The 23,083-nt window shown below is 71.3% G+C and carries 21 protein-coding genes and 3 pseudogenes; 21 read left to right on the forward strand and 3 right to left on the reverse strand.

Annotated features, from left to right (window positions below):
* Positions 1–92 precede the first annotated feature (92 nt).
* Complete coding sequence (locus tag ABZ321_RS21675; protein WP_354893798.1) at positions 93–1,916, forward strand: DUF4118 domain-containing protein; 1,824 nt, start codon at positions 93–95, stop codon at positions 1,914–1,916.
* Between the two features lie 153 nt (positions 1,917–2,069).
* On the opposite strand, the pseudogene ABZ321_RS21680 reads toward ABZ321_RS21675, so the two are convergent.
* From ABZ321_RS21680 to ABZ321_RS21690, 3 genes and pseudogenes are all read right to left on the reverse strand, one after another.
* Positions 2,070–2,444 (reverse strand): annotated as a pseudogene (locus ABZ321_RS21680) (MaoC/PaaZ C-terminal domain-containing protein); the annotation flags it as partial.
* 63 nt (positions 2,445–2,507) lie between these two features.
* A pseudogene (locus tag ABZ321_RS21685) lies at positions 2,508–2,912 on the reverse strand (MaoC family dehydratase N-terminal domain-containing protein); the annotation flags it as partial.
* Between the two features lie 23 nt (positions 2,913–2,935).
* Complete coding sequence (locus tag ABZ321_RS21690) at positions 2,936–3,952, reverse strand: LLM class F420-dependent oxidoreductase (RefSeq protein WP_344513948.1); 1,017 nt, start codon at positions 3,950–3,952, stop codon at positions 2,936–2,938.
* A 327-nt stretch (positions 3,953–4,279) separates the two neighbouring features.
* Here ABZ321_RS21690 and ABZ321_RS21695 point away from each other — a divergent pair, with 327 nt between their 5' ends.
* The 20 genes and pseudogenes from ABZ321_RS21695 (at position 4,280) to ABZ321_RS21790 (ending at position 22,948) form a co-directional block, all read left to right on the forward strand.
* On the forward strand, positions 4,280–5,497 hold the full coding sequence (locus ABZ321_RS21695; protein ID WP_344513946.1) for an ABC transporter substrate-binding protein: 1,218 nt from the start codon (positions 4,280–4,282) through the stop codon (positions 5,495–5,497).
* Entirely contained in the window at positions 5,494–6,249 is a 756-nt protein-coding gene (locus ABZ321_RS21700; RefSeq protein WP_354893803.1) for an SDR family oxidoreductase, read from the forward strand. Before ABZ321_RS21695 ends, ABZ321_RS21700 begins: the two co-directional genes overlap by 4 nt.
* Positions 6,250–6,281: 32 nt before the next feature.
* Positions 6,282–6,698 (forward strand): VOC family protein, encoded by a 417-nt coding sequence (locus ABZ321_RS21705; RefSeq protein ID WP_344513942.1) that lies wholly within the window; start codon positions 6,282–6,284, stop codon positions 6,696–6,698.
* 7 nt (positions 6,699–6,705) lie between these two features.
* Positions 6,706–7,578 (forward strand): branched-chain amino acid ABC transporter permease, encoded by an 873-nt coding sequence (locus ABZ321_RS21710; protein WP_344513940.1) that lies wholly within the window; start codon positions 6,706–6,708, stop codon positions 7,576–7,578.
* Positions 7,575–8,552 (forward strand): branched-chain amino acid ABC transporter permease, encoded by a 978-nt coding sequence (locus ABZ321_RS21715; protein WP_190252746.1) that lies wholly within the window; start codon positions 7,575–7,577, stop codon positions 8,550–8,552. The genes ABZ321_RS21710 and ABZ321_RS21715 overlap by 4 nt, the downstream gene beginning before the upstream one ends.
* Positions 8,542–9,321, forward strand: a complete 780-nt coding sequence (locus ABZ321_RS21720; RefSeq protein WP_354893808.1) for an ATP-binding cassette domain-containing protein — start codon at positions 8,542–8,544, stop codon at positions 9,319–9,321. The genes ABZ321_RS21715 and ABZ321_RS21720 overlap by 11 nt, the downstream gene beginning before the upstream one ends.
* Entirely contained in the window at positions 9,318–10,034 is a 717-nt protein-coding gene (locus ABZ321_RS21725) for an ATP-binding cassette domain-containing protein (RefSeq protein WP_354893811.1), read from the forward strand. The genes ABZ321_RS21720 and ABZ321_RS21725 overlap by 4 nt, the downstream gene beginning before the upstream one ends.
* Positions 10,035–10,067: 33 nt before the next feature.
* Positions 10,068–10,802, forward strand: a pseudogene (locus tag ABZ321_RS21730) (NAD(P)-dependent oxidoreductase); the annotation flags it as partial.
* Positions 10,791–11,996 (forward strand): thiolase family protein, encoded by a 1,206-nt coding sequence (locus ABZ321_RS21735; protein WP_344514004.1) that lies wholly within the window; start codon positions 10,791–10,793, stop codon positions 11,994–11,996. The pseudogene ABZ321_RS21730 and the gene ABZ321_RS21735, both read left to right, overlap by 12 nt.
* Positions 11,993–13,219: an acyl-CoA dehydrogenase family protein gene (locus ABZ321_RS21740; RefSeq protein ID WP_344513932.1), complete on the forward strand. Its 1,227-nt coding sequence runs from the start codon at positions 11,993–11,995 to the stop codon at positions 13,217–13,219. The genes ABZ321_RS21735 and ABZ321_RS21740 overlap by 4 nt, the downstream gene beginning before the upstream one ends.
* Before the next feature lie 17 nt (positions 13,220–13,236).
* Positions 13,237–14,067 carry an IclR family transcriptional regulator gene (locus ABZ321_RS21745; protein WP_354893815.1) on the forward strand — a complete coding sequence of 277 codons (831 nt, stop codon included), beginning with the start codon at positions 13,237–13,239 and terminating at the stop codon, positions 14,065–14,067.
* A complete protein-coding gene (gene fabG / locus ABZ321_RS21750) occupies positions 14,064–14,834 on the forward strand; it encodes a 3-oxoacyl-ACP reductase FabG (RefSeq protein WP_344513930.1) in 771 nt (256 codons plus the stop codon). Before ABZ321_RS21745 ends, fabG begins: the two co-directional genes overlap by 4 nt.
* A 10-nt stretch (positions 14,835–14,844) precedes the next feature.
* Positions 14,845–15,984, forward strand: a complete 1,140-nt coding sequence (locus ABZ321_RS21755) for an acyl-CoA dehydrogenase family protein (RefSeq protein WP_344513928.1) — start codon at positions 14,845–14,847, stop codon at positions 15,982–15,984.
* Positions 15,985–16,010: 26 nt separating this feature from the next.
* Positions 16,011–17,153 (forward strand): CaiB/BaiF CoA-transferase family protein, encoded by a 1,143-nt coding sequence (locus ABZ321_RS21760; protein ID WP_344513926.1) that lies wholly within the window; start codon positions 16,011–16,013, stop codon positions 17,151–17,153.
* A gap of 6 nt (positions 17,154–17,159) precedes the next feature.
* Positions 17,160–17,969 (forward strand): enoyl-CoA hydratase/isomerase family protein, encoded by an 810-nt coding sequence (locus ABZ321_RS21765; protein ID WP_344513925.1) that lies wholly within the window; start codon positions 17,160–17,162, stop codon positions 17,967–17,969.
* Positions 17,966–19,072 (forward strand): acyl-CoA dehydrogenase family protein, encoded by a 1,107-nt coding sequence (locus tag ABZ321_RS21770; protein WP_344513923.1) that lies wholly within the window; start codon positions 17,966–17,968, stop codon positions 19,070–19,072. The genes ABZ321_RS21765 and ABZ321_RS21770 overlap by 4 nt, the downstream gene beginning before the upstream one ends.
* On the forward strand, positions 19,069–20,586 hold the full coding sequence (locus ABZ321_RS21775; RefSeq protein WP_354893822.1) for a class I adenylate-forming enzyme family protein: 1,518 nt from the start codon (positions 19,069–19,071) through the stop codon (positions 20,584–20,586). The genes ABZ321_RS21770 and ABZ321_RS21775 overlap by 4 nt, the downstream gene beginning before the upstream one ends.
* Complete coding sequence (locus tag ABZ321_RS21780; protein ID WP_354893825.1) at positions 20,576–21,496, forward strand: acyl-CoA dehydrogenase family protein; 921 nt, start codon at positions 20,576–20,578, stop codon at positions 21,494–21,496. Before ABZ321_RS21775 ends, ABZ321_RS21780 begins: the two co-directional genes overlap by 11 nt.
* Positions 21,493–22,686 (forward strand): thiolase family protein, encoded by a 1,194-nt coding sequence (locus ABZ321_RS21785; protein WP_354893828.1) that lies wholly within the window; start codon positions 21,493–21,495, stop codon positions 22,684–22,686. Before ABZ321_RS21780 ends, ABZ321_RS21785 begins: the two co-directional genes overlap by 4 nt.
* A 97-nt stretch (positions 22,687–22,783) precedes the next feature.
* Complete coding sequence (locus ABZ321_RS21790; protein ID WP_354893831.1) at positions 22,784–22,948, forward strand: hypothetical protein; 165 nt, start codon at positions 22,784–22,786, stop codon at positions 22,946–22,948.
* The last annotated feature ends 135 nt before the right edge of the window (positions 22,949–23,083 follow it).

Here is a 23,083-nt window from a genome sequence, read left to right on the forward strand (position 1 = left end):
GTGAGAGGGTCACCATGCCTTTCGTGAGCGCGTCACCGCGCGATTCGGGCTACCTCACCGACCGCTGGCGTTCAGCGCGTGATGGGATGCGGATGAGGGCGCCCCTGACGCGGGTACGCCTGCTGTCGCTCGTGATTCGTGCGCAGCCGCCGCCGTGGCCGCTCGGGTTGCTCATCGCGGCGGTGGTGATCGCGACCGAGACCTTCGCGCTGATCCCGTTGCGCGGCACGGTTCGCGAGGATTCCCGAGGAATGATCTACCTCGTCGGGGTGCTGGTCGTCTCGATGGTGTGCGGTGCGACGACGGGCGCGCTGACGGCGGTGGCCAGCACCGCCGCGTACAACTACTTCCACGTGCCGCCCTTCGGCGAGTTCCAGCTCTCCACCGGCCAGGACCTCCAGGACGTGGCCGTGTTCGTGGCGGCTGCGCTGCTGGTCAGCGGTCTGGCGAACCTCGTGCGCAGACACGCCGCCGAGATCTCCGACCGGCGCCAGGAGGCCGATCTCAGCGCCGACCTCGCCCACGTGCTGCTCGGCGCCGAGCACCTGCACCCCGCGCTGGACACCGCCGCCCACCGGATCGCCCAGACATTGCGGATTCCCTGGGCCGAGATCGCAGTCGGCGGGTGTGCCGCCGACCCGGACCGCAGTGCGTTCCCGCTGTGCACCGGGCAGACCACGCTGGGCACCTTGCTCGTCCCGGCCGTCCTGTCAGAACCCGTCCGGCGGCGCCTGCGGGAGCGGGTCGTGCCCGTCCTCGCCTCGGTGCTCGGCGCGGCGCGGGAGCGCGAGACGAGCCGAGAGCAAACCGCGAACCTGGCCGAACAGCAGGCCGCGTTGCGCCGGGTGGCCACGCTCGTCGCTCGGGGAGCCGCCCCAGCCGAGGTGTTCGACGCCGTGGCCGAGGAGATCGGCCACGTCCTCGGCCCGTACCCCACGGCGTTGTACCGGTACGAGTCCAACGGCACCGTCACCAGAGTGGCCGCCGCCAAGGAGCTGGACCTGGCCGAGCAGACGTTCCCGGTCCGGGGCGAGTCGCTCCTGCCGATGGTGCTGCGGACCGGCGCCGCGGCCCGGATCGCCTCGTACGACAACGCCGCCGGACCCAACGCCGAGATCGCCCGCCGCGCAGGCATCCGCTCGGGAGTCGGTGTCCCGATCGTGGTCGAGGGCCGTATCTGGGGTGTGGCCATCGTCGTGACGATGCGGCCCGAGCCGTTGCCGGGCGACACCGAAACCCGCATGGCCGACTTCACCGAGCTCGTCGCGACAGCGATCGTCAACGCCGAGACCAACGCGGAACTCACCGCGTCCCGGGCCCGCATCGTCGCCGCCGGCGACGAGGCACGCCGCCGCATCGAACGCGACCTGCATGACGGCGCGCAGCAACGGCTCGTCGCGCTCGGCCTCCAGATGCGCATGGTGGAGGAGACCCTGCCCGCCGGGTCCGCTCGGCACGACCTGTCGCAGGCCGTGAACGACGTGACCAGCGTCCTGCACGACCTGCAGGAACTCTCGCGCGGCATCCACCCGGCCATCCTGTCCAAGGGCGGGCTCGGTGCGGCCGTCAGGGCCCTCGTCCGTCGCAGCGCCACACCCGTCGACCTCACCCTGGCCGTCCAGCGGCGGCTCCCCGAGCAGGTGGAGGTCGGCGCCTACTACGTCGTGTCCGAGGCGCTCACCAACACCGCCAAGCACGCCCAGGCGAGCCTGGTCCGCGTCGACCTCGAGGCCAGTGACGGCCGCCTGCGGATCTCGGTGCAGGACGACGGCGTCGGCGGCGCGAACCTCAAGAGCGGCTCGGGCCTCGTCGGCCTCCGCGACCGCGTCGCCACGCTCGGCGGCTGGCTGGAGGTCGCCAGCCCACCCGGCCACGGAACAGCACTGCTGGCCGAGATCCCGATCGACGGCGACTGAACGCCGGCGCCGGGCGATCCGCCGGACCCGGCCCGGCGTCCTCACCCGCCTTGCCGCGCAGCGCTGCCGCTACTGGCCGGCGTGGAACTCGCGTTCGCGGTAGGGAAGCGCAGTCGGCCGGGCCGATCCGTGCGGCGACGACCTTGCGAGCCCCTACAGGATGGTGAGGCGGGAGATCGCGACGAGGTCGGCACCGGCGTTCGCCTCGGCGACCAGTTGGCGGTGGCCGGCGTCGTCGGGGTCGCCGACGGTCGCGGAGACGGTGAGCGTGGTACCCCCGTCGTCGGGCACCAGCAGCGGCCGTTTGAACTGGGTCTCATGGTCGAGAACTCCGGTCAGGTCGCCGATCCATTCGGTGACCGCCCGTGCGGTCAGCGCCATGGTGAGCATCCCGTGCCCGATGACGCCGGGCAGTCCCGCCTGTCCGGCGGCGTGATCGCTGAAGTGGATCGGGTTGAAGTCACCCGACGCGCCCGCGTAGCGGACCAGGTCCTGCCGGGTGACCTTGAACTCGCGGTCTGGAAGCTGCTGACCGGGCGCGGTCCAGGGTCGCGCCGGCTCCGCGTCGCGAGGGCCGGGCCGGGGCCGGGTACCCCGTTCGACCAGCGTCGAGAATGCGGTGCAGACCGGCTCCCCGGCCGTGGTGGCGATCTCGCTGCGCGTGGTGACGATCTGGTGCACCCCGCCGGACTGAATCTGTTCGATGTGGACGGTCACGGTCAGTTCGTCGCCGGCCCGGATGTCCCTCGTGTGCCGGAATCGCTGGCGCCCGTGCACCACCCGGCTGTAGTCCAGCCCGAGTGCCGGGTCGGACAGCACGTGCCGGGTGGCGGGCAGGCTCAGCACGATGGGAAACGTGGAGAGGACCACTGGCTGGCCGTTCTGACCGGGGGTGGCTGCGGTGGCCAGGCCGAACTCCCGAATCTTCTCCCGACTGACCTGGTACGGCGCGGTGGGTGCGAACACCTTGCCAATGAACGCCTCGTTGAGCGGCATGTTCTTCTCCTGATCGGGGTCTGCTAGAGCGCGGTGGCCAGCCACGCGGCCAGGTCGACGTCGGTGGTCTTGAGGGTCAGCACGTCGACCCCGGCATCCGCCCAGGCCGCCAGCCGGTCCCGGATCCGTTCCCGGGGTCCCACGAGGGCGAGCTGGTCGATGAGCGCGTCCGGTACCGCGGCGGCCGCCTCGGTGCGGTGCCCGTCCAGGTACAGGTTCTGGATCTGCTGGGTGGCAGCTTCGTAGCCCAGCCGGGATGCCAGGTCGGCGTAGAAGTTGCGGCCGCGTGTGCCCATGCCGCCCAGGTACAGGGCGAACACCGGGCGCAGCGCGTCGTAGCAGGCCGTGAGGTCGGCTCCGGGCGCCATGTGCACCGTGGCCACGACCCGCAGCGGGCCCAGGTCCGCGGTGCGGCGGGCCAGCCCGGGGGCGAGCAGCTCGCGGTACACCTCGGGCCGGTCGGGGCAGTAGAAGGCGGGCAGCCAGCCCTCGGCGAGCTGTCCGGCCAGCGCCACGTTGCGTGGGCCGTTGGCCGCCAACAGGACCGGTATCCGCGGGCGGATCGGGTGCAGTGTGGCCTTCAACGGGCGTGGTCGTTCCCGGTCGGCCCGCGGGTACGGCAGCGGGTAGTGGACGCCCGGGTAGGTCAACGGGTCCCGCCGGGCCACCACCGCGCGCACGATGTCGACGTACTCGCGAGTGCGGGCCAGCGGGGAGTCGAACGCGACGCCGTGCCAGCCCTCCACCACCTGTGGGCCGGAGATGCCGAGGCCGAGCAGCAGCCGGCCCTCGCTGAGCTGGTCGAGGGTGAGCGCGGTCATCGCGGTGGCGGCCGGGGTGCGCGCCGGCATCTGCAGCACCGCCGTGCCCAGGCCGATCCGACTGGTCACCGCCGCCAGGTAGGCCAGCACGCTGACCGCGTCGGAGCCGTACGCCTCCGAGACCCACAGGGAGTCCAGGCCGGCCGCGTCGGCGCGGCGGGCCACAGCGGCGAGGTCACGCAGGCCGGCGGAGTGTCCAAGGCTGAGTCCGAGTTTCATGAAGTCCGACTCTGTTCTGTATATAGAACGATCATTGTCTTGATTGCGAGAACATTAGAGACGCCAAGGATGAGCGTCAAGGTTCGGACCAGCGCTCATCTCTGCTGCAAAAGCGGCGTTGAGGGTTGACACCCCCGGATGATCCATTCCATGATGTTCGACACCAACCCGTTGAACATCGTTCTACTGACAGACCGTCGGCGCCTCCTGACCGCTCTTCGGGACGCCGAGAGCCGGAACCTCCGGCTCGTCGCATCCATATCCAGCCCTGCGCGCATTTCCCAGCCAGGGCTTCCGGCCGCATTGCCCACCCCGCAGGGAGCGACCATGTCCCGTACCCGCGCGGCACGATGCCTGAGCATCGTGGCCACCTCACTCACGCTCGCCGCTTTAGCCACCGGCTGCGGCGACGGCAAGGACTCCGGCTCGTCGTCCGGAAAAGACATCGTCATCGGCATGGTCGAGGACACCTCGGGCGGAACCGCGGCCACATCGGCCGAGGCGAGCACGGGGATCTCGCTGGCCATCGACGAGATCAACAAGGCGGGCGGCGTCGGCGGGCGATCGCTCAAGCTGATCCGTCAGAGCGACGGCAGCCAGCCGAGCCAGACGCCGGCCGTGCTTCGCAAGCTCGTCAGCGACGGTGCCCGCGTCATCATCATGAACTCGTCGTCGGCGTCGGCCCAGCAGGTCAAGCCGGTCGTCGAGCAGGAGAAGATCGTGGCCATCTCGGCGACGAACATCGCCACCGCCATCGCAGAACCGCCGAACAACACGTTCTCGTTCATCCTGGCCAACCCGATCACCGACATCGGCACCGTCTACGCGGCGGCGTTCAAGAAGATCGGCGTCACGAAGCTGGCGGTCATCACCGACGACTCGCCCACCATGGCCGGCCTCAACAAGGGGCTGCTGCCCATCTTCGAGCAGTCCGGCATCACCATCGTCGCCAACGAGAAGGCGCCGCTCAACAGCACCGACGTGGCGCCGCAACTGAGCCGCATCGCCGCCGCCAAGCCCGACGCGCTGTTCGTGTCCTCACTGGGAGGGCAGCTGGAGGTGCTGTTCCACAACACCGCGCATCAGATCATGCCCGACGCGCCGCGGATCTCCCTGGCGTCGATCGGTAACCAGCCGGAGACCTGGAAGCTGGCCAAGCCCGGCGCGTTGCGGCAGCTCGTCTACGCCAGCGCCATCTCCGCCGACAACACCCGCTCGACCGAGCTGGGCGGCAAGCTCAAGGCCAAGCTGGGGGAGAAGTACCTCGGGCTCACCGCGTTCGCGGCGCAGGGCTACGACACCGTGTACCTGCTCAAGCAGGCGATCGAGAAGGCCGGCGTGGACAGCAGCCCGGCGCAGGTGCGAGACGGGCTCGAGCAGATCAGCAAGTTCCCGGCGAGCTGGGGACGGCAGGGCTTCACGATGAGTTTCACGTCCAGCAAGCACGTCGGCAGCGACGGGCTGTGCGGCATCGTGCTGCGCCGCTTCACCGAGCAGAACCAGCCCGGCGACAACTGGGCCGACTACCAGCCGCAGTGCTCATGACGGGCACGACAGGTCAATCGCGCACCGCGTTCATCACGGGCGGTGCCCGGGGCATCGGGCGGGTGTTCGCGCAGGCGCTCGTCGCCGACGGTACCCGGGTGGTCCTGGCAGACATCGACGGGGCGGCGGCGGAACAGGCCGCCGCCGATCTCGGGGCCGCCGTGGCGCTCGGGGTCGCCTGCGACACCGCCGACGAGGCGTCGGTGCAACGCGCCGTCGACGAGGCCGCGGCAAACTTCGGCGGTCTTGACATCCTGATCAACAACGCCGGCAAGCACCTGATGGCCTGGAGCCGGCCGGTCACCGAGATCTCGACCGCCGGCTGGCGGGAGATCCTCGACGTGAACGTGCTGGGCATCGTCAACTGCGCCCGGGCCTGCCGGCCGCACCTGCGCCGCAGCGGCGCGGGTGCGGTACTCAACATCTCCTCGGTGTCCGGGTTCGCAGCCACCGACGTGTACGGCATCACCAAGCTCGCCGTGCGTGGCCTGACCGGCGCGCTGGCGAAGGAGTTCGCGCCAGACGGGATCCGGGTGAACTGCCTGGCCCCTGGACCGATGGACTCCGAGTCGGCCATGGCCGACCTGCCCGAAGCGTTGCTCCGTGACTTCATCGCCAACAAGCAGCTCATCCAGCGCCAGGGCCGGATGGCCGACCTCGTGGGCGCCATGCGGTTCTTCTGCGGCGCGGACAGCGCCTTCATCACCGGCGAGACCCTGATCGTCGGTGGCGGTCACCCGCTTCGGGTCTGACTCGCATCACTACACCCCAAGGAGTGAGTTCCATGTCGTGGAGCCTGCATCACGTCAACCTGCCCGCCTCGGACGTCCGGGCGATGGCCGCCTTCTACTCGAAGGTGTTCGGCATGCAGGAGAAGACGTTCCCGTTCGTCGCCGACGGACGGGGCACCCTGGAGACGGGCAACGACTTCGTCGCCCTGTTCGAGGACCACAACCAACGGCAGATCCACATCTGCAAGCCGACCCCGTCGCTGCCGTGGGACAACCAGCTGCGGCTGCACCCGGTCATCAACGGGCACATCGCCATCGAGGTGGATGACATCGACGGCGCGATGCGGCGGCTCGACGAGCTGGGCATGCCCTACAACGACACCGGCACGTGGGCGCTCAAGGGGTACCGGCAGGTCTACTGCTACGACCCGTCGATGAACGTCGTCGAGATCAACCAGAAGCACCCCTGAGACAACGATGCCCCTTCAGGTCATCGTCTCGATCATCGAGACAGGATGCTTCTTCGGTCTGCTGGCCGCGGCGATGTTCGTGGTACGGGAGAGTTCCGGATTCTTCAACTTCGCGATCGGCGGATACGCGGTGTTCGCCGGGCTCGCCTCGGCGTACTTCACCAGCGTGCGGGGTCTGCCCGCCGCCGCCGGGGTCGTCATCGGGGTGATCGGCGCGGTCGCACTGGCGCTGCTGACCGAGGTGCTCGTGGTGCGTCCGATGTGGAAGCCGGGCGCCAACGAGGAGCTGCCGATGGTGATCGCGCTGGTGGCCACGCTGTTCGCCCTGGAACAGCTCGCCGGGGTGCTGTTCGGCCGTGCCGCGCTGCCCGGGCCACAACTGGTCGGGGACGGCTCGGTGCGGCTGGGCAGCGCCACGGTGACTTCCCAGGCCGCCCTGGAGGTCGGGCTGACCGCGCTGGCGTTCGGGTTGCTGCTGCTGTTCATCTACCGCACCCGGATGGGTCGAAGTCTGCGCGCGATCGGCGAGAACACGCCGGCCGCCATCGTCCTCGGGCTGCCGGTGCGGGCGGTACGCATCGCCTCGTTCACCCTCGCCGGGGTGCTGGCCGGCCTCGCGGGCAGCGTCTTCGCGGCACGTTCCGGGATCATCTTCGACAGCTCGATGGACTACACCCTCTTCGCGTTCCTGGCACTGGTGATCGGCGGCACCTCGTCGGTGTGGGGGCCGCTGGCCGGCGGGCTGATCCTGGCCACCATCCAGTCGGCCGCGATCTTCTACTTCGGCGCGGCCGCCCTGCAGTACGCGACCCTGGCCGCCGCCGTGCTCTTCTTCGCCTTCCGCCCCCAGGGCATCTTCATGAAACGGGTACGGGTATGAGCGCCACCCGCCTGCGGCCCCTCGCCGAACCGGTCATCACCGGCGCGCTGCTGATCCTCGCCATCACCTGGGTCGGCACCGACGGATACCGGCAGGACCTCGCCGTGCTCACCGTCACGTACGGGCTGATCGGGCTCGGCCTGTACAGCCACTTCATCATGGGCGATTCGCTGTCCATCGCCTACAACGCCTACGCGGCGATCGGCGGCTACGCGATGGGCCTGGTCGCCACCCGGACCGGCTGGCCGCTGCTGGTGTCGCTACCACTGGGCATCGTCGCGGCTGTGCTCATCTCCGTGGTGCTGGGCCTGGCCACCCGCCGGCTCAACGGCTTCTACCTGGCCGCCGTGACACTGCTGTTCGGTGAGGCGTTCCAGGCATGGCTCATCGACGCGCACGACGTCACCGGCGGCGCCGAGGGCGTGATCCTCACCCGGTCGATCAGTGTCTTCGGCGCGCAGCTCGGCCGGGACGAGATCGTGATCGTCGCGCTGGTACTGATGTGGCTGATCACATTGCTGCTGTCCCGGTTGCGTCGCTCGCCGTTCGGCGTCGCGCTGCGGGCCAAGGGGCAGGCCGCGGTCGCCGTCGAGGCGGCCGGGGTGCCGGTGACCGCGCTGACGCTCATCTCGCTGAGCATCGGCGCCGCGATCGGCTCGCTGGCCGGTGCCGTGTTCACCACCGCGAACCTGTCGATCCTGCCGGAGTCGATCCCGCTGTCGGTGGCGTTCCTCGCGGTGTTCATCCCGTTCCTGGGCGGGCGTTCCAGCCCGTGGGGAGTGGTCATCGGCGCGCTGCTGGTCACGCAGCTCACCTTCAACCTCAACTTCTTCCAGGGTTCCGGGACGCTCCTGTTCGCCGTCGCCGTGGTGGCCGTGCTCATCTTCGCCCCGGAGGGCCTGATCGGCGTGGCCCGGGACCTGACCGGTCGGCTCGTCGGCGCTGTCAACCGAGGCGGACGCGATGAACGCTGAAATCCTTTCCTGTCATGAGCTGACCAAGTCGTACGGCGGGGTCAAGGCGGTCACCGGCGCCTCGTTCGCGGTCGGCGCCGGCGAGATCGTCGGGCTGGTCGGTCCCAACGGCGCGGGCAAGAGCACGATCGTCGACCTGATCGGCGGCGAGCAGCGGCCCGACAGCGGCCAGGTCCTCGCCGGCGGGGTACCGCTGGCCGGCCCGCCGTCCCGCCGCGCCCGTCGCGCCGGGCTGGCCCGCACCTATCAGTACCCGCTGGTCGCCGGAGCGCTCACCGCCCGCGACAACATCATCGTCGGCGGCCTCGCCCGGGGCATGTCCTCCGGCCTTGCACTGCTGGGCACGGCGGTGCGAGGCGTGATCGCCCCAGGCGGTCGGGCGCTGCGCGAGGAGGCCGGCCACGTAGCCGCCCGTCTCGGGCTGCACCGCATCGACCGGCTGGCCGCCGACCTGACCCTCGGCGAGCTGCGGCTGCTGGAGGTGGCCCGTGCGCTGCTGCAGCACCCGCGCATCGCGCTGCTCGACGAGCCGTTCGCCGGACTGGCCGCCGACGGCATAGCCGGCCTGTCCGAATCCATCCGCACGGTGGCCGCCGGGGGCACGGCCGTGCTGCTGGTCGACCACAACGTCGACATCGTGGCCTCGATGGCCGACCGGATGGTGCTGATGGCCGGCGGCACGGTCGTCTTCAACGGCGCACCCCGCGACTGCCTCGCCAGCGCCGAGATGCAGGCAGTCTACTTCGGCACCGGGCAGGTGGATCGATGAGCGAGACGGGACTGCGGGCCTCCGGCCTGACCGTCCGGTACGGACGGGCCAGCGCGCTGAACCTCGCCGGCACCGAGCTGCGGGTGCCGGCGGGGCGGGTGACCCTGGTGGTCGGCCCCAACGGCGCCGGCAAGAGCAGTCTGGCCCTGGCCATGTACGGCTCCGTGCCGGCGGGCGGGCAGGTGTTCCTCGGCGGCTGGGACGTCTCCGCGCTGCCCACCCGGAACCGGGCCCGGGCCGGGCTCGCCCTGGTACCGCAGGGCCGGCAGCTCTTCGCGCGGATGAGCGTCCGGGAGAACCTGATGGTCAGCGCCGAACTGCTGCGACTGGACCCGGCGCGGGTGGAGCAGGCACTGGACCGCTTTCCGATCCTGCGGACCCGCGCCAACCGGCCGGCCGGCGTGCTCTCCGGCGGTGAGCAGCAGATGATGGTGGTGGCCCGGGCGTTGATGACCGACCCCAGCGTGCTGCTGCTCGACGAGATGGCCACCGGGCTGGCGCCGCTGATCGTGGAGGATCTGCTGCGCACCGTGCGGGATCTGGCCCGGTCGGGCACCGCCGTGCTGCTGGCCTCGCCGACCATCGGCGTGCTCGGCCAGGTCGCCGACGGTGGCGTCGTGCTGATGCGCGGCCGGGTCGTCGCCGAACACGATGACGTCGCCGAACTGGACGCCGCCTACCAGGCCGCCATGGGCGCCGTCGTGGAGGGCTGAGCCGTGATCGATGGCACTGCGGTGATCGGTTTCGTGGGGCTGGGCAACATCGGCCGGCCGATGGCCGGCACGCTCGCGGCTGCGTTCCCGGTGGTCGTGTACGACGTGGATCCGTCGGCCGCCGCCGGCGTACCCGGTGCCCGGGTCGCGGCATCGCTGGCCGACCTGGGCGCCGCCGCCACCGTGGTGGGCGTCGCCGTGTACGACGACAGCCAGGTTCGCGACGTGGTGACCGGACTGCTGGCCGGGATGCGCCCCGGCAGCACCATCCTGGTGCACAGCACCATCTCGCCGGGCACCGTGCGGGACGTCGCGGCCCAGGCGGGCGCGGCCGGGGTGGCGCTGCTGGACGTGGCGGTCGCCGGCGGCGACAGCGCGGCACGACGCGGCGAACTCACCCTGATGGTCGGCGGCGACCCGGACGAGTTGGCCCGCGTCCGCCCGGTCCTCGACGCCCTGGGCAGCCGGATCCACCACGTCGGGCCGGTCGGCGCTGGACTGGCCGCCAAGCTGGCCAACAACCTCGCGCTGCACGTCGGGTTCCAGGTGCTGGAAGAGGCCCTGGCCCTGGGCGGCGACGCGGGCGTCGGCGAGGCGGAGCTGCTGGAGGTGCTGGACTCCGGCACCGCGCGGTCCTGGTTGACCGGCAACTTCGCCTACTACCGCCGCCAGATCCGCGAGGTACTGCCGCCCGGCATGGTCGCCAAGGACCTGCGCGCCGCCGTCGCGCTGGCCGGCGACGGCGCGGACATCCCGCTGACCAGGCTCGCCGCCGGCACCCCGCGGGAGGCGGTGGTGGTGGCGGCACTGCGGACCCCGCTGGGCCGCCGCCGGGGCGCGCTGAGCACGGTGCGCCCGGACGAACTGCTGGCCTACACCCTGCTCCGGCTCGTCCAGCGGGCCGGCATCGCACCGGACGCTGTGGACGACGTGATTGCCGGATGCGTCAATGCGGTCGGTGAGCAGGGCCGCAACATCGCCCGGGTGGCCGCGCTGGCCGCCGGCCTGCCGGTCACGGTCCCCGGCGTGACGGTCAACCGGATGTGCGGATCCAGCCAGCAGGCGCTGCACTTCGCGGCGCATGCGGTGCTGAGCGGTCAGCAGCGGATGGTGATCGCCGCCGGTGTCGAGTCGATGTCCCGGGTACCGCTGGGCGCCGATGCGGCGGGCGTCCCGCCACCTGACTCGGTCACGGGCCGGTACGCGCTGGTGGACCAGGGCGTGGCGGCGGACCGGATCGCCGCGCGTTGGCGCCTGGACCGTGCCGAGCTGGACGCCTTCGCCTTGGCCAGCCACCGCAACGCCGAGGCCGCCTGGCGGGACGGCCGGTTCGACGACGAGTGCGTGCCGGTACCTGCCGACCTCACCGCTGTGCTGCTCGCCGGCGAGCTGTCCGACGCGGGCTGGCTCATCGAGCGCGACGCGGGCATCCGGCCGGACACCTCGCTGGCGACCCTGGCCGCGCTGGAGCCCGCCTTCGGCGCGGGCGGCGTGCACCACGCCGGCAACTCCAGCCAGCTCACCGACGGCGCGGCGGCCGTGCTGGTCTGCGATCGCGCTGAGGCGCAACGGCACGGCCTGGTGCCGCTGGCCCGGATCGTGGACACCGAGGTGGTCGGCGTGGAACCCGACCTGATGCTGCACGGCGTCATCCCGGTGACCCAGCGCATCCTGGCGCGCACCGGACTCACCCTCGCCGACATCGACCTGTATGAGGTCAACGAGGCGTTTGCCAGCGTCCCGCTGGCCTGGCTGCGGGAGACAGGCGCCGATCCCGACCGGCTCAACGTCAACGGCGGTGCCATCGCGCTGGGCCACCCGACCGGGTGCTCAGGCGTCCGGCTGGCCACCACCCTGCTGTACGAGCTGCGCCGCCGGGGCGGTCGCTACGGATTGCAGGTCATGTGCACCGGATACGGGATGGCCACCGCGACGCTCTACGAACGGATGGGTGAGGCATGAGCGAACTGCTGCCGGAGCAGACCCGGGAGATTCTGGACGGGCTGCGCGACTTCCTCGAAGCCGAGGTGCTCGCCCGCCACGGCGACGCCCATGCACTGCTGTCCGACCCGCGCCAGCGGTACGGGCCGGACGGCCGGCACGTCGCCGCGGTCGAGGAGCACCGCCGCGCCGTCCGGATGGCCTCGTCCCGCGCCGGGTACTACACGATGTGCGTTCCCGAGGAGCTCGGCGGCGGTGGGCAGGGCGCGGTCACCATGTACGCGGCGTGGGAGCTCATCAACCGGCTCTGCGGCAGCGCCGGCTGGCTGGGCAGCGAGGTGGTGGCGCACTGGGCAACCGGACCGAGCGTGGTGTTCGCCCGCGCCGGGCAACGGCTGCGCGACACGTTCCTCGGGCCCCTCCTGTCCGGCGAGCAGACCATGTGCTTCGCGATGTCCGAGCCGGGCGCCGGCTCGGACGTATGGCAGATGTCGACCCGGGCGGTACCCGAGGCGGGCGGCTGGCGGCTCACCGGCGTCAAGCAGTGGATCTCCAATGGGCCGCATGCCGACCTGGCCATCGTCTTCGCGGTCACCGACCCCGAGAGGGTACGGGCCCGGGCGGGCGGCATCTCGGCCTTCCTGGTGCCGACCGACGCGCCGGGATTCCGGGTGGACAGTGTCATCGGCCTGTACGGCCAGATGGGCGGCGAGCATGCCATCCTGTCGATGGACGACGTGCGCGTCGAGGACTGGCAGCTGTTCGGCGAGCCGGGCGGCGGGCTGTCGCTCGGGTTGGACGGCATCGCCACCGGCCGGCTGTACAACACGGCGAAGGGCGTCGGGTTGGCACGCTGGGCGCTGGGCCTCGCGGTCGAGTTCGCCACCGGGCGGGAGACATTCGGTACCCGGCTGTTCGACAACCAGGGCATCTCGTTCCCGCTGGCGGATGCCGCCACCCGGATTCACGCGGCGCACCTGATGGGGCTGCACGCCGCCGGACTGGTCGACGCCGGGCGGCCCGCCCTGACCGAGGTGGCGATGGCAAAGCTGTTCGCTACGGAGATGGCCACCGATGTCATCGACCAGGCTATGCAGACGCTCGGCGGGATGGGCATCACGACCGAGGTGGGGCTTGCGAAGGCGTGGCAGAGCATGCGAACGGTACGGATCGCGGACGGCTCGTCGGAGATACTCAAGCGGCTCATCTCACGGCGTCTGGCCAATGGCGAGGTGAGCGGATGAGTCGAGGTGAAGGTGCCATGGCCGAGGAGTACCGAGTCCCCGCTATCGAACGGGCCGTACGGGTGCTGAGGCTGCTCGCCGCGCGGGACTCGATGTCGCTGGCGCAGACGGTGGAAGCCACCGGGATGAACAAGAGCACCACCTACTACATCCTGCGCACCCTGTTGGCCGAGAACCTCGTGCAGTACGACGACGCCGGGCAGCGCTACCAGCTCGGCCCGGCCCTGGTCGAGCTCGGTGCCGCCGCGGCCAACCAGATGAACGACGTCAGCATCGCCAAGCGCAGCCTGGCCGAACTGCTGGAACAGATGAACGTCACGATCGTGCTGTACCGGCGGATCAGCCTGACCGAGATCATCTTGGTCGACAAGCTGGAACGCCCGCACCGGGTACGTATCACCCTGCAGGTCGGCACGCCGGTGCCGATCCAGGGCGGCTCGTTCGGCCGGGTCTTCCTCGCCTACGACCAGCCGTCGCAAGTCAACGCCGCGCTGGCCACCGGGCTGCAACTGTTCACCAGCAAGAGCGTCACTCGTAAGGAGATCTTCCTGCGAGATCTGGAACGGGTGCGCGAGCAGGGTTTCGCGGTCGACCACGAGGGTTACGCGCTGGGCGTCAGCACAGTCGCCGCGCCGGTCTTCGGGCCGGACGGGCGGATCCTGCTGGTCGCCGCCGCCGTGGGTTTCACCAATGAGATGGACGAACAACGATCCGCGCTGTACGGGCGACTGCTGCGCGAATGCTGCGAGCGGATCACGAAGATGCTCGCCGGTCGCACCGAACTCGTCGGTCAGGACGAGTCCTGGGCCGGCCACCAACCTCTGAAGGACAGGGAGTACCGCACATGACGGCTACGGCCTCGGTTTCAACACAGTCGCTCCGCGGTCAGGTGGCCGTGGTCACCGGTGGAGCGGGCGGACTGGGCCTGGCCATCGGCCGGGAGCTCGGGCTGGCCGGCGCCACCGTCATTGTCGCCGACATCGCCGCCGAACCCGCCGCCCGGGGTGCCGAACAGTTCGCCGCGGACGGCATCGACGCACATCCGCACGTGCTCGACGTGACGTCCCGGCAGAGCATCGACGCGATGGCCGCCGAGGTGAACGACCGCCACGGCCGCATCGACATCCTGGTCAACAACGCCGGCTTCCCGGTGGACCGGCCGTTGGTGTCCATGAGCGACGACGACTGGCACCAGGTGCTCAACGTGTGCCTGTACGGCACCTTCGCGTGCAGCCGTGCCGTGGCGCCGGGCATGATCGAGCGCAGCTATGGACGGATCATCAACATCAGCTCCCGCGCCTACCTGGGCAACCCGGGGCAGGCGAACTACGCCGCGGCCAAGGCCGGCATCGTCGGCCTGACCCGTACCCTGGCCAAGGAACTCGGCCGGTACAACATCACGGTCAACGCGATCGCCCCCGGCCTGATCGCCACCGAGACCGTCCGCCGGCACCCGAAGTTCGACGCCATCGCGGAACGGGCGCAGCGCGCCAACTCGATCCGCCGCCTCGGCACCCCCGAAGACATCTCCGCCGCCGCGCTGTACCTCGCCTCGCCGGCCGCCTCGTTCGTCACCGGGGACGTGCTGCACGTCACCGGCGGCCGGTTCAGCTGAGGCGGCGGCCATGGACGTCCTGCTGAACGAGGACGAGCGGCTGCTGCGCGACAGTGTGCGCTCGTACCTCGACGCGAAGATCGCGCCGATCGTGACTGAGCACGAACGGGCACGCACCTTCCCCTGGCATCGGCTGGTCGAGCTGTACGAGTTCGGGTACGTGCGCGGCGTGGTACCGGAAGCAGACGGCGGCGACGGTGCCAGCCACATGGTGCTGGCGCTGCTGATGCAGGAGGCGGGCCGCTGCTGGGGTTCGCTGCGCACCACGCTCAACGTGCAGAGCATGCTGGCCCGGGTACTGAGCACGGCCGGCACGCCGGAGCAGAAGGAGCGGTTCCTGCGGCCGCTGCTGGCCGGGCAACGGTTCGGCTGGTTCGCGCTCACCGAACCCGACGCGGGTTCCGACGCCGGGGCGCTGCGCACGACAGCCCGGCGTGACGGGGATGACTACGTCATCAACGGGCGGAAGCTGTACATCACCAACGCCTTGGCCGGCGACTTCGGGGTCGTGCTGGCCCGCGTGCCGGACACCGGCGAGGTCAGCGCGTTCCTGGTCGACCGGGCGGAGTCGCAGTACCAGGCCTACGACATCCCGCACATGCCGCTGCGGGCCACGACCAGCTGCGAACTGGTCTTCGACCAGACCCGGGTACCGGCGGCGAACGTGCTCGGCGAGTTGGGCCGTGGGCTGGCCCTGGCGATGGCCGGCGTCAACCTGGGCCGGTTGAACATGGCCATGGGTGCGGTCGGGCTGGCCCAGGCCTGCCTGGAGTCCTGTGTGAGCTTCGCCCGCACCCGGGAACAGTTCGGCCGCCCGATCGCCGGATTCCAACTGGTGCAGGAGATGGTGGTGCAGGTCGCCACACTCACCGAGACGGCCCGGCTGCTGGGCTATCAGGCAGCCCGCACGCTCGACGCCGGGCTGCCGGGCCGGTACGAGTGCTCGATGGCCAAGTACTACTGCGGCGAGGCTGCCGGTCAGGCGGCCACGCTGGCGTTGCAGGTGCACGGCGGGGCCGGGCTGATGGAGGAGTCCCCGGTGGAGCGCTACTTCCGCGACGCGCGGGAGGCGACCATCCCCGAGGGCACCAGCCAGATCCAGATCCTGCACCTGGGCAAGCACCTGCTCGGGGTGTCAGCACTGCGATGAACACAGCACACGAAGAGGGAGACGTCATGTCCGGGCCGCTGCACGGGGTACGGGTCATCGAGGTGGCGGCGCTCGGCCCGGTGCCGTTCGCCGGGATGCTGCTGGCTGACATGGGTGCCGAGGTGATCCGGGTCGACCGGGTGGGCGCCCCCGCACCGGGCGCGGGAGCGAGCGCCGGGACGGATCCGCGGCACCGGCACCGGCGCACCGTGGCACTGGACCTCAAGCGGTCCGAGGGCGTGGACCTGTTGCTGCGCCTCGTGGAGGGCGCCGACGTGTTGATGGAGGGGATGCGGCCCGGCGTGATGGAGCGGCTGGGTGCCGGCCCGCAACCCTGCCTGGAGCGCAATCCGGGGCTGATCTACGCACGGATGACCGGTTGGGGGCAGGACGGGCCGCTGGCCCAGCGCGCCGGGCACGACATCAACTACATCGGGATCGCCGGCGCGCTGTATCCGATGGGGCCGGCCGAGCTGCCACCGCCGGTGCCGTTGAACCTGGTCGGCGACTTCGGCGGGGGAGCGCTGTACCTGGCCTTCGGTATCGCATGCGCACTGCGGGAACGGGAGCGCTCCGGGGCCGGGCAGGTCATCGACGCGGCGATGGTGGACGGGGTGGTCTCGCTGACCGCGATGTTCCACGGGATGCTGGCCGCCGGCACCTGGTCGGACCGGCGGGAGAGCAACGTGCTCGACGGCGGTGCGCCGTTCTACCGCACGTACCGCACCAGCGACGGCGGCTTCATGGCGGTCGGCGCGATCGAGCCGCAGTTCTACGCCCAGCTGCTGTCCGGGCTCGAGTTGGCCGCCGATGACTTTCCGCAGCACGACCGGGAGCGCTGGCCGGCGCAGGCCGCCGCGTTCGCCCGGATCTTCGCCACCCGCACCCGGGACGAGTGGACGGCGGCCTTCGACGGTACCGACGCCTGCGTCACGCCGGTGCTGTCGATGGCCGAGGCCGCCACGCACCCGCACCTGGCCGCCCGGCGCACCCTGGTCCCGGTCGCGGGTGCGCCCCAGCCGGCGCCCGCGCCGCGGTTCTCCCGGACCGCACCGGTGCCGCCGGGCCCGCCGGTCGGGTACAGCCGGCACACCGACGAACTGCTCGGCGGGCTCGGGATGTCCACAGTGGACATCGAACGGCTGCGTGCCGACCGGATCGTGGGATAGGCCGGCATGACGAACGACTTGACGAACGAGGGCATCGAGTACGACGAGCGTGACGGCATCGCCACCATCCGGCTCAACCGGCCGGACGTGGGCAACGCACTGTCCCGGCGGATGCGGCCCAGGCTGCGCGAGCTGTGGGCGAAGGTGCGCGACGATCCGTCGGTACGGGTGGTCATCGTCACCGGCACCGGGGACCGGCACTTCTGCACCGGCGCCGATGTCCGCGAGGTGGCCGACACCGGCACGACCACGTCCGGCCAGGGCACGGTGGCCGAGGACATCGTCTGGTCACCGTTGCAGAACCAGGTGTGGAAGCCCGTCATCTGCGCCGTGAACGGGCTGGTCGCCGGGGGTGGGCTGCACTTCGTCGCGGACGCGGACGTCGTCGTGGCCGCCGACCACGCCCAATTCATGGACACCCATGTCAGCGTCGGGCAGGTCGGTGCGGTGGAGAACATCGGCCTGGCCCGCCGGTTGCCGCTGGGCACCGTGCTGCGGATGACGTTGACGGGCAAGGGTTTCCGGCTCGATGCGGCACGCGCGTACCAGCTGGGTCTGGTCGACGAGTTGGTGCCGGCGGCTCAACTGATGGACACCGCATGGGGCCTGGCCGTGGCCATCGCAGCCAACTCCCCGAGTGCGGTGTCGCGCTCGAAGCAGGCGATCTGGGGGGCCGCCGAACGGCCGCACCAGGAGGCCCTGGAGTACGGCTGGGAACTGGCCCGCCGGCAGTGGACCCACCCCGACTTCCTGGAGGGCGCGCGTGCCTTCGTACAGCGACGTCCTCCACAATGGAACGTCGAGGCACCGGCATGAGATGGACCTTCACCGCCGAGCAGGAGCGACTGCGCGACGAGGTGCGGGCGTTCCTGGCCGAACACGTGCACAGCCGCGACCCGATGCAGTACTTCCATGGCCGCGGCGGTGCCAGCCGCGAGCTGTACCGCGAACTCGGCCGGCGCGGCTGGCTACGGCTGGCCTGGCCGCGTGAGTGGGACGGGCAGGCCGCGCCGCCCTCGACCGAGTTCATCGTCTGGGATGAGCTGGCCTACGCCCGCGCAGTACGCCCGGACCTGGCCGCCGGGATCATAGCGAAGACCATCATCGGGCACGGCACGGACGAGCAACGGGCCCGCTTCCTGCCCGGTATCGGCCTGGGCGAGATCAGCTTCGCGTTGGGATACTCGGAGCCGGAAGCCGGCTCCGACCTGGCCGGGGTGCGCACCCGGGCGGTACGCGACGGCGACGGATACCGGGTCACCGGCGAGAAGCGGTGGACCTCCGACGCGCACAACTCCGACTACCTGTGGCTGCTGTGCCGTACCCCGGACGACGGTCACACGCTGCTGATGCTCGACCTCACGGCACCCGGGGTGCAGATCCGGCCTATCCACACCATCGACGGGCACCGGCTCAACGAGGTGAGCCTCGACGGCGTGTACGTGCCGCAGGAGAACCGGATCGGTGCCGAAGGCGAGGCGTGGCGGCTGATCCGGGCCGCACTGGCCGTCGAGCGGCACCTGATGGTGCTGCCCGGCCGGGTCCGCCGCGACTACGAGGATCTGCTGCGCTGGTCGGTCGAGCGCGGCTGGTCGGCCGATGCCCGGGTCCGCGCCGACATCGCCGACGTTGCGCTGGACGTGGCCGAGGTGGAGGCGGCCGCCATGAGTACCCTCGCGGCCCTGGAGGCCGGCCATGACGGTGCCGCGCAGGCTGCGCGGGCGAAGCTGCTGGGCAGCAGGACCCTGCAACGCATCGCGCGGCTGCCGTTCGACGTCGGCGATGCCGGGGCCGCCAGCACCGGCACACCGAGCTTCCTGTGGCACGAAACCTTCATGGAGACCATCGCCGGAGGCACCTCGGAAATCATGCTGGGCGTGCTGGCCCGCGAGGCGCTCGGGCTGGGAGGACGTCGATGACCCTGTACCTGGACGTGCTGGCCGACCACGCGCGGCACGCACCGGACGCGCCGGCGCTGATCGACCCGGCCGGCGAGTACACCTACGCGGAACTGTGGACCGCGATCGAGGGACACGCCGCCGCGCTGCGCGCCCTCGGCGTCGCCCCGGGCGACCGGGTGGTCACCGCGCTGGCACCCGGCGCCCCGCATCTGGCCGCGCTGTTCGGGATCATCGCCGCCGGGGCGGTCGCGGTGCCGCTGAACACCCGGCTCGCCCCGCTCGAGGCATACGCCTTCCTGGCCCCGCTCTGCCCGGCCCAGCTGCTGGCCGCCGAGTCCCATGCCGAGCCGGCGGCCGAGCTGGCGGCCAGGCTGGGCTGCGGCTTGGCCACGCTGCCCTCGGCCGGCGCTCCCGGGCCGCTGACCGACCGGATGGCGCTGACTGTCGCGACGCCCGCCTCCTCGTCGTCCTCGTTCCGGGACGAGGCGGCCGCGATGATCATCGGTACCGGCGGCACCACCGGCGAGCCGAAGGGCGCCACCTGGACCCATTCGGCGCTGTATCAGTACGCCGCGTCCTGCCAGGCGCAGATGGAGATCCGGCGCACCGACGTGGAGCTGTACTTCTCCCCGTTCTTCCACATCGCGATCGCCACGGTCGTGTTCGCGACCCTGTACGCGGGCGGCACCGCCTGGCTGCTTCCGCGCTTCGACGAGGCCACCGTCCTCGACGCGCTCGCCACCGGCCGGCCCACCCGGCTGTTCGGCGCACCCACCGCACTGCTGCGGCTGCTGGACCATCCCGGCTTCGGCGCGGAACACGGCGCCCCGATCCGCCGGGTGCTGTTCGGCTCCACCTCCAGCGCACCCGACTTCCCTGGCCGGCTGCGCACCGCGTTCCCCCGGGCCCACCTGATCACCGGGTACGGCGCCACCGAGTTCGGCGCGGCGGCCCGGGTGCGCTCCTGGGAACACGAGGACGGCGACGACCGGGGGGTGGGGCGGCCGGTGCCGGGCGCGTCGATCCGCATCGTCGACGACACCGGCCACGACGTGCCACGGGGCAGCGTCGGGGAGGTCGTGGTCCGCACGCCGTGGCAGATGTCCGGGTACTGGGCGCGACCGGAACAGACCCGCACCACTGTGGTCGACGGCGCGATCCGCTCCGGCGACCTCGGCTGGCTCGACGCGGACGGCTTCCTCCACCTGGCTGGCCGGGCCAAAGACATGATCATCTCGGGTGGCGAGAACGTCTTCCCGATCGAGGTCGAGAACGTGATCGCCCGGCACCCGCAGGTCCACCAAGTGGCGGTGTTCGGCGCGGACGACCCGCTGTGGGGCGAACGGGTGGAGGCCGCCGTCGTACCGCATCCCGGCGGCGGCGTGGATCCCGACGCGCTGCGCGAACACTGCCGGGCCGCACTGGCCGGGTACAAGGTGCCCCGCCGGTTCCACGTGCTTGACGAGCTGCCGGTGACCCCGGCGATGAAGGTGGACAAACGTGCCCTGCGGGAGGTCACCCGTGACGCTTGAGGTGGACTACGGCCAGCAGCCGCGGGAGTTCGCGGAGGCAGTGCGTGCGCTGTGCCGGCGCCACGAGGAAGGTTGGCGCCACCTGCCGGGCGACGGGTTTCCCGAGCAGACCTGGCAGGACCTCGCCGACATCGGGTTCCTTGGCCTTGCGGCCGAGGGCACCGAGGTGGCCCGCGAGATCGCCGCCGTCATGGAGGAGCTGGGCGGGCTCGGTTGCCCCGGCCCGCTCTGGGAAACCGTCCTGGCGACCCGCGCCGCTGGCGGACCACCGGCGAACGGCATCGCCACCGTGGGTACCGGCGGTCCGTTGCCCTGGGGGCACCGCGCCACCGCGTTCTTCGCGCTCACCGACGACGGCCTCTGGGAATGTGAGCCGTCCGGTGAGGCGGTGCCGGTACGGATGCTCACCGGTGACGGGTGGGCCGAGATGCCGCTGGCGCCCCGCCGTCGTATCTCCGACGAGTGCGGCGCGCTCGCCCTCGGTGACCTGGCGCTCGCCGCGCAACTCGTCGGAGCCGGTACCCGGCTGGTTCGGGACGCCGCCGGGTACGTGGCCACCCGCCACCAGTTCCGTCGGCCGCTGGGCGACTTCCAGGGCGTGGCGTTCCCCCTCGCCGAGGCCGACGTCGGCCTGGCGGCCGCGCATGCCTTGACCAGCCGTGCCGCGTCCCGGCTGGCGGACGGTGCGCCGGACGCCGCGCGGGCCGCCCGTGCCGCCGTCCTGTCCGCCGCCCGCGCGGCGCGTACCGCCACCTACCACACCTTCCAGGCGTACGGCGCGATGGCGTTCACCGAAGAGGGTGGCGTGGCCTGGTACGGGCGGCGCATCGCCCAACTGCGCACCCAGGCGCTGGCCCCGTACCGCAGGTCGGCGTGGACCGCCGACGTCTTCGAAAGGAAGTCCCCATGACCGGCGACGTCGTCGTCCTCGCCACGGGTCGCACCCCGTTCGGCCGCTTCGGCGGCGCCCTGCGCGACCTGCCCTTGCCCGAGCTCGGGGCGATCCCGGTGGGCGCCGTGCTGCAGCGCGCCGGGCTGACCGGCGCGGACGTCGACGAGTTGGCGTTCGGGGTGAACTTCCCCGGCTCCGAGCGGTCGGTGGCCCGGCAGGTGCTGCTGCGTGCCGGCATCCCCGAGGAGAAGGTCGCGTACACCGTCGACCGGGCCTGCTGCTCGTCGCTCGCGGCGATCACGCTGGCCAGCCGGGGACTGCGGCTGAACGACACCGCGCTGAGCGTCGCCGGTGCCGTGGAGAACCTGAGCCGGGTGCCGTACTTCGTGCACGAGGCCCGCTTCGGCAACCGGATCGGCGACATCGTGCTCACCGACCAACTCGTCGTCTCCTGCCCGCACACTGGGGTACCCAGGGCCGTACAGGCCGGCGCCGAGGCCACCGAGTACGGCGTGGACCGCGCCGCACAGGACGACTGGGCGCTGCGCAGCCAGCAACGCTACGCCGACGCGCTGGCCCGCGGCTGCTTCGACGACGAGATCGTGCCCGTGGACGTGCCGGACCGCAACGGCCGCGCCGTCCGGTTGGCCGCCGACGAGGTACCGCGGCCCGCCACCACGGCACAGCAGCTGGCCGCGCTGCCGACGGTCTACGGCAGTGCCACAGTGACGGCGGGCAACGCGCCCAACATGAGCACCGGCGCGGTGGCCCTGGTGCTGGCCAGCGAGGAGGAGGCGACGCGGCGCGGCACCACCGGCCTGGCCACCGTCGGCGCCTGCACGCAGGTCTCCGGCGACCCGCAACGCCTGGCGTCGATGCCCGCGCGGGCGGCCCAGCGGGCGCTGGCCCGGGCCGACCTGACGCTCGCGGACATCGACCTGATCGAGGTCAACGAGGCTTTCGCCGCCGTACCCCTGGTGACGACGCTCGTACTGGCGGACGGCGACCGGGACAAGGCGCAGCGGCTGCGCGAACGGACGAACGTCAACGGCGGCGCCGTCGCGATCGGCCATCCCACCGGCGCGACGGGCGGTCGACTGGTAGCGACAGTGATCAATGAGCTGCGCCGCCGGGGTGGCGGGCGGGGCCTGGTCGCCATCTGCGGCGGCGTCGGCGAAGCCGAGGCGGTCATCGTCACCGTCCGGTGATGCGCGCTGAGGCCACCAGCTCCTACCGCAGCTGACCTGTGGTGGTCACGTCCGGGGTGTCCCAGCTGGCCGGGTCACCGAAGATGAACTCCCCGCCGTGGCGGCGAAGCTGGCCGGCCCAGCTCTCCACCTGATCTCGTTGCAGCCGAACATGTTCCACCACCCCGACGGAGTGATCCTGGTCGTGGACAAGGGCTACCGAGACCGGACCACCGAAACCTGGCTCAACGACAACAACATCGATGTCGTCCGACCCGCATAACGCACCGACCCGCCACGCCCGGACGGCCACTGCTGCGCGCGGTCCGGCAGAACATCGAGTCCGTCAACCAAACCCTCAAAGGCCAACTCGACCTCGAACGCCACGGCGGACGAACCCCAGCCGGCGTCGCCGTCG

It is taken from the genome of Dactylosporangium sp. NPDC006015, assembly GCF_040614215.1.
Taxonomy (GTDB): Bacteria; Actinomycetota; Actinomycetes; order Mycobacteriales; family Micromonosporaceae; genus Dactylosporangium; species Dactylosporangium maewongense.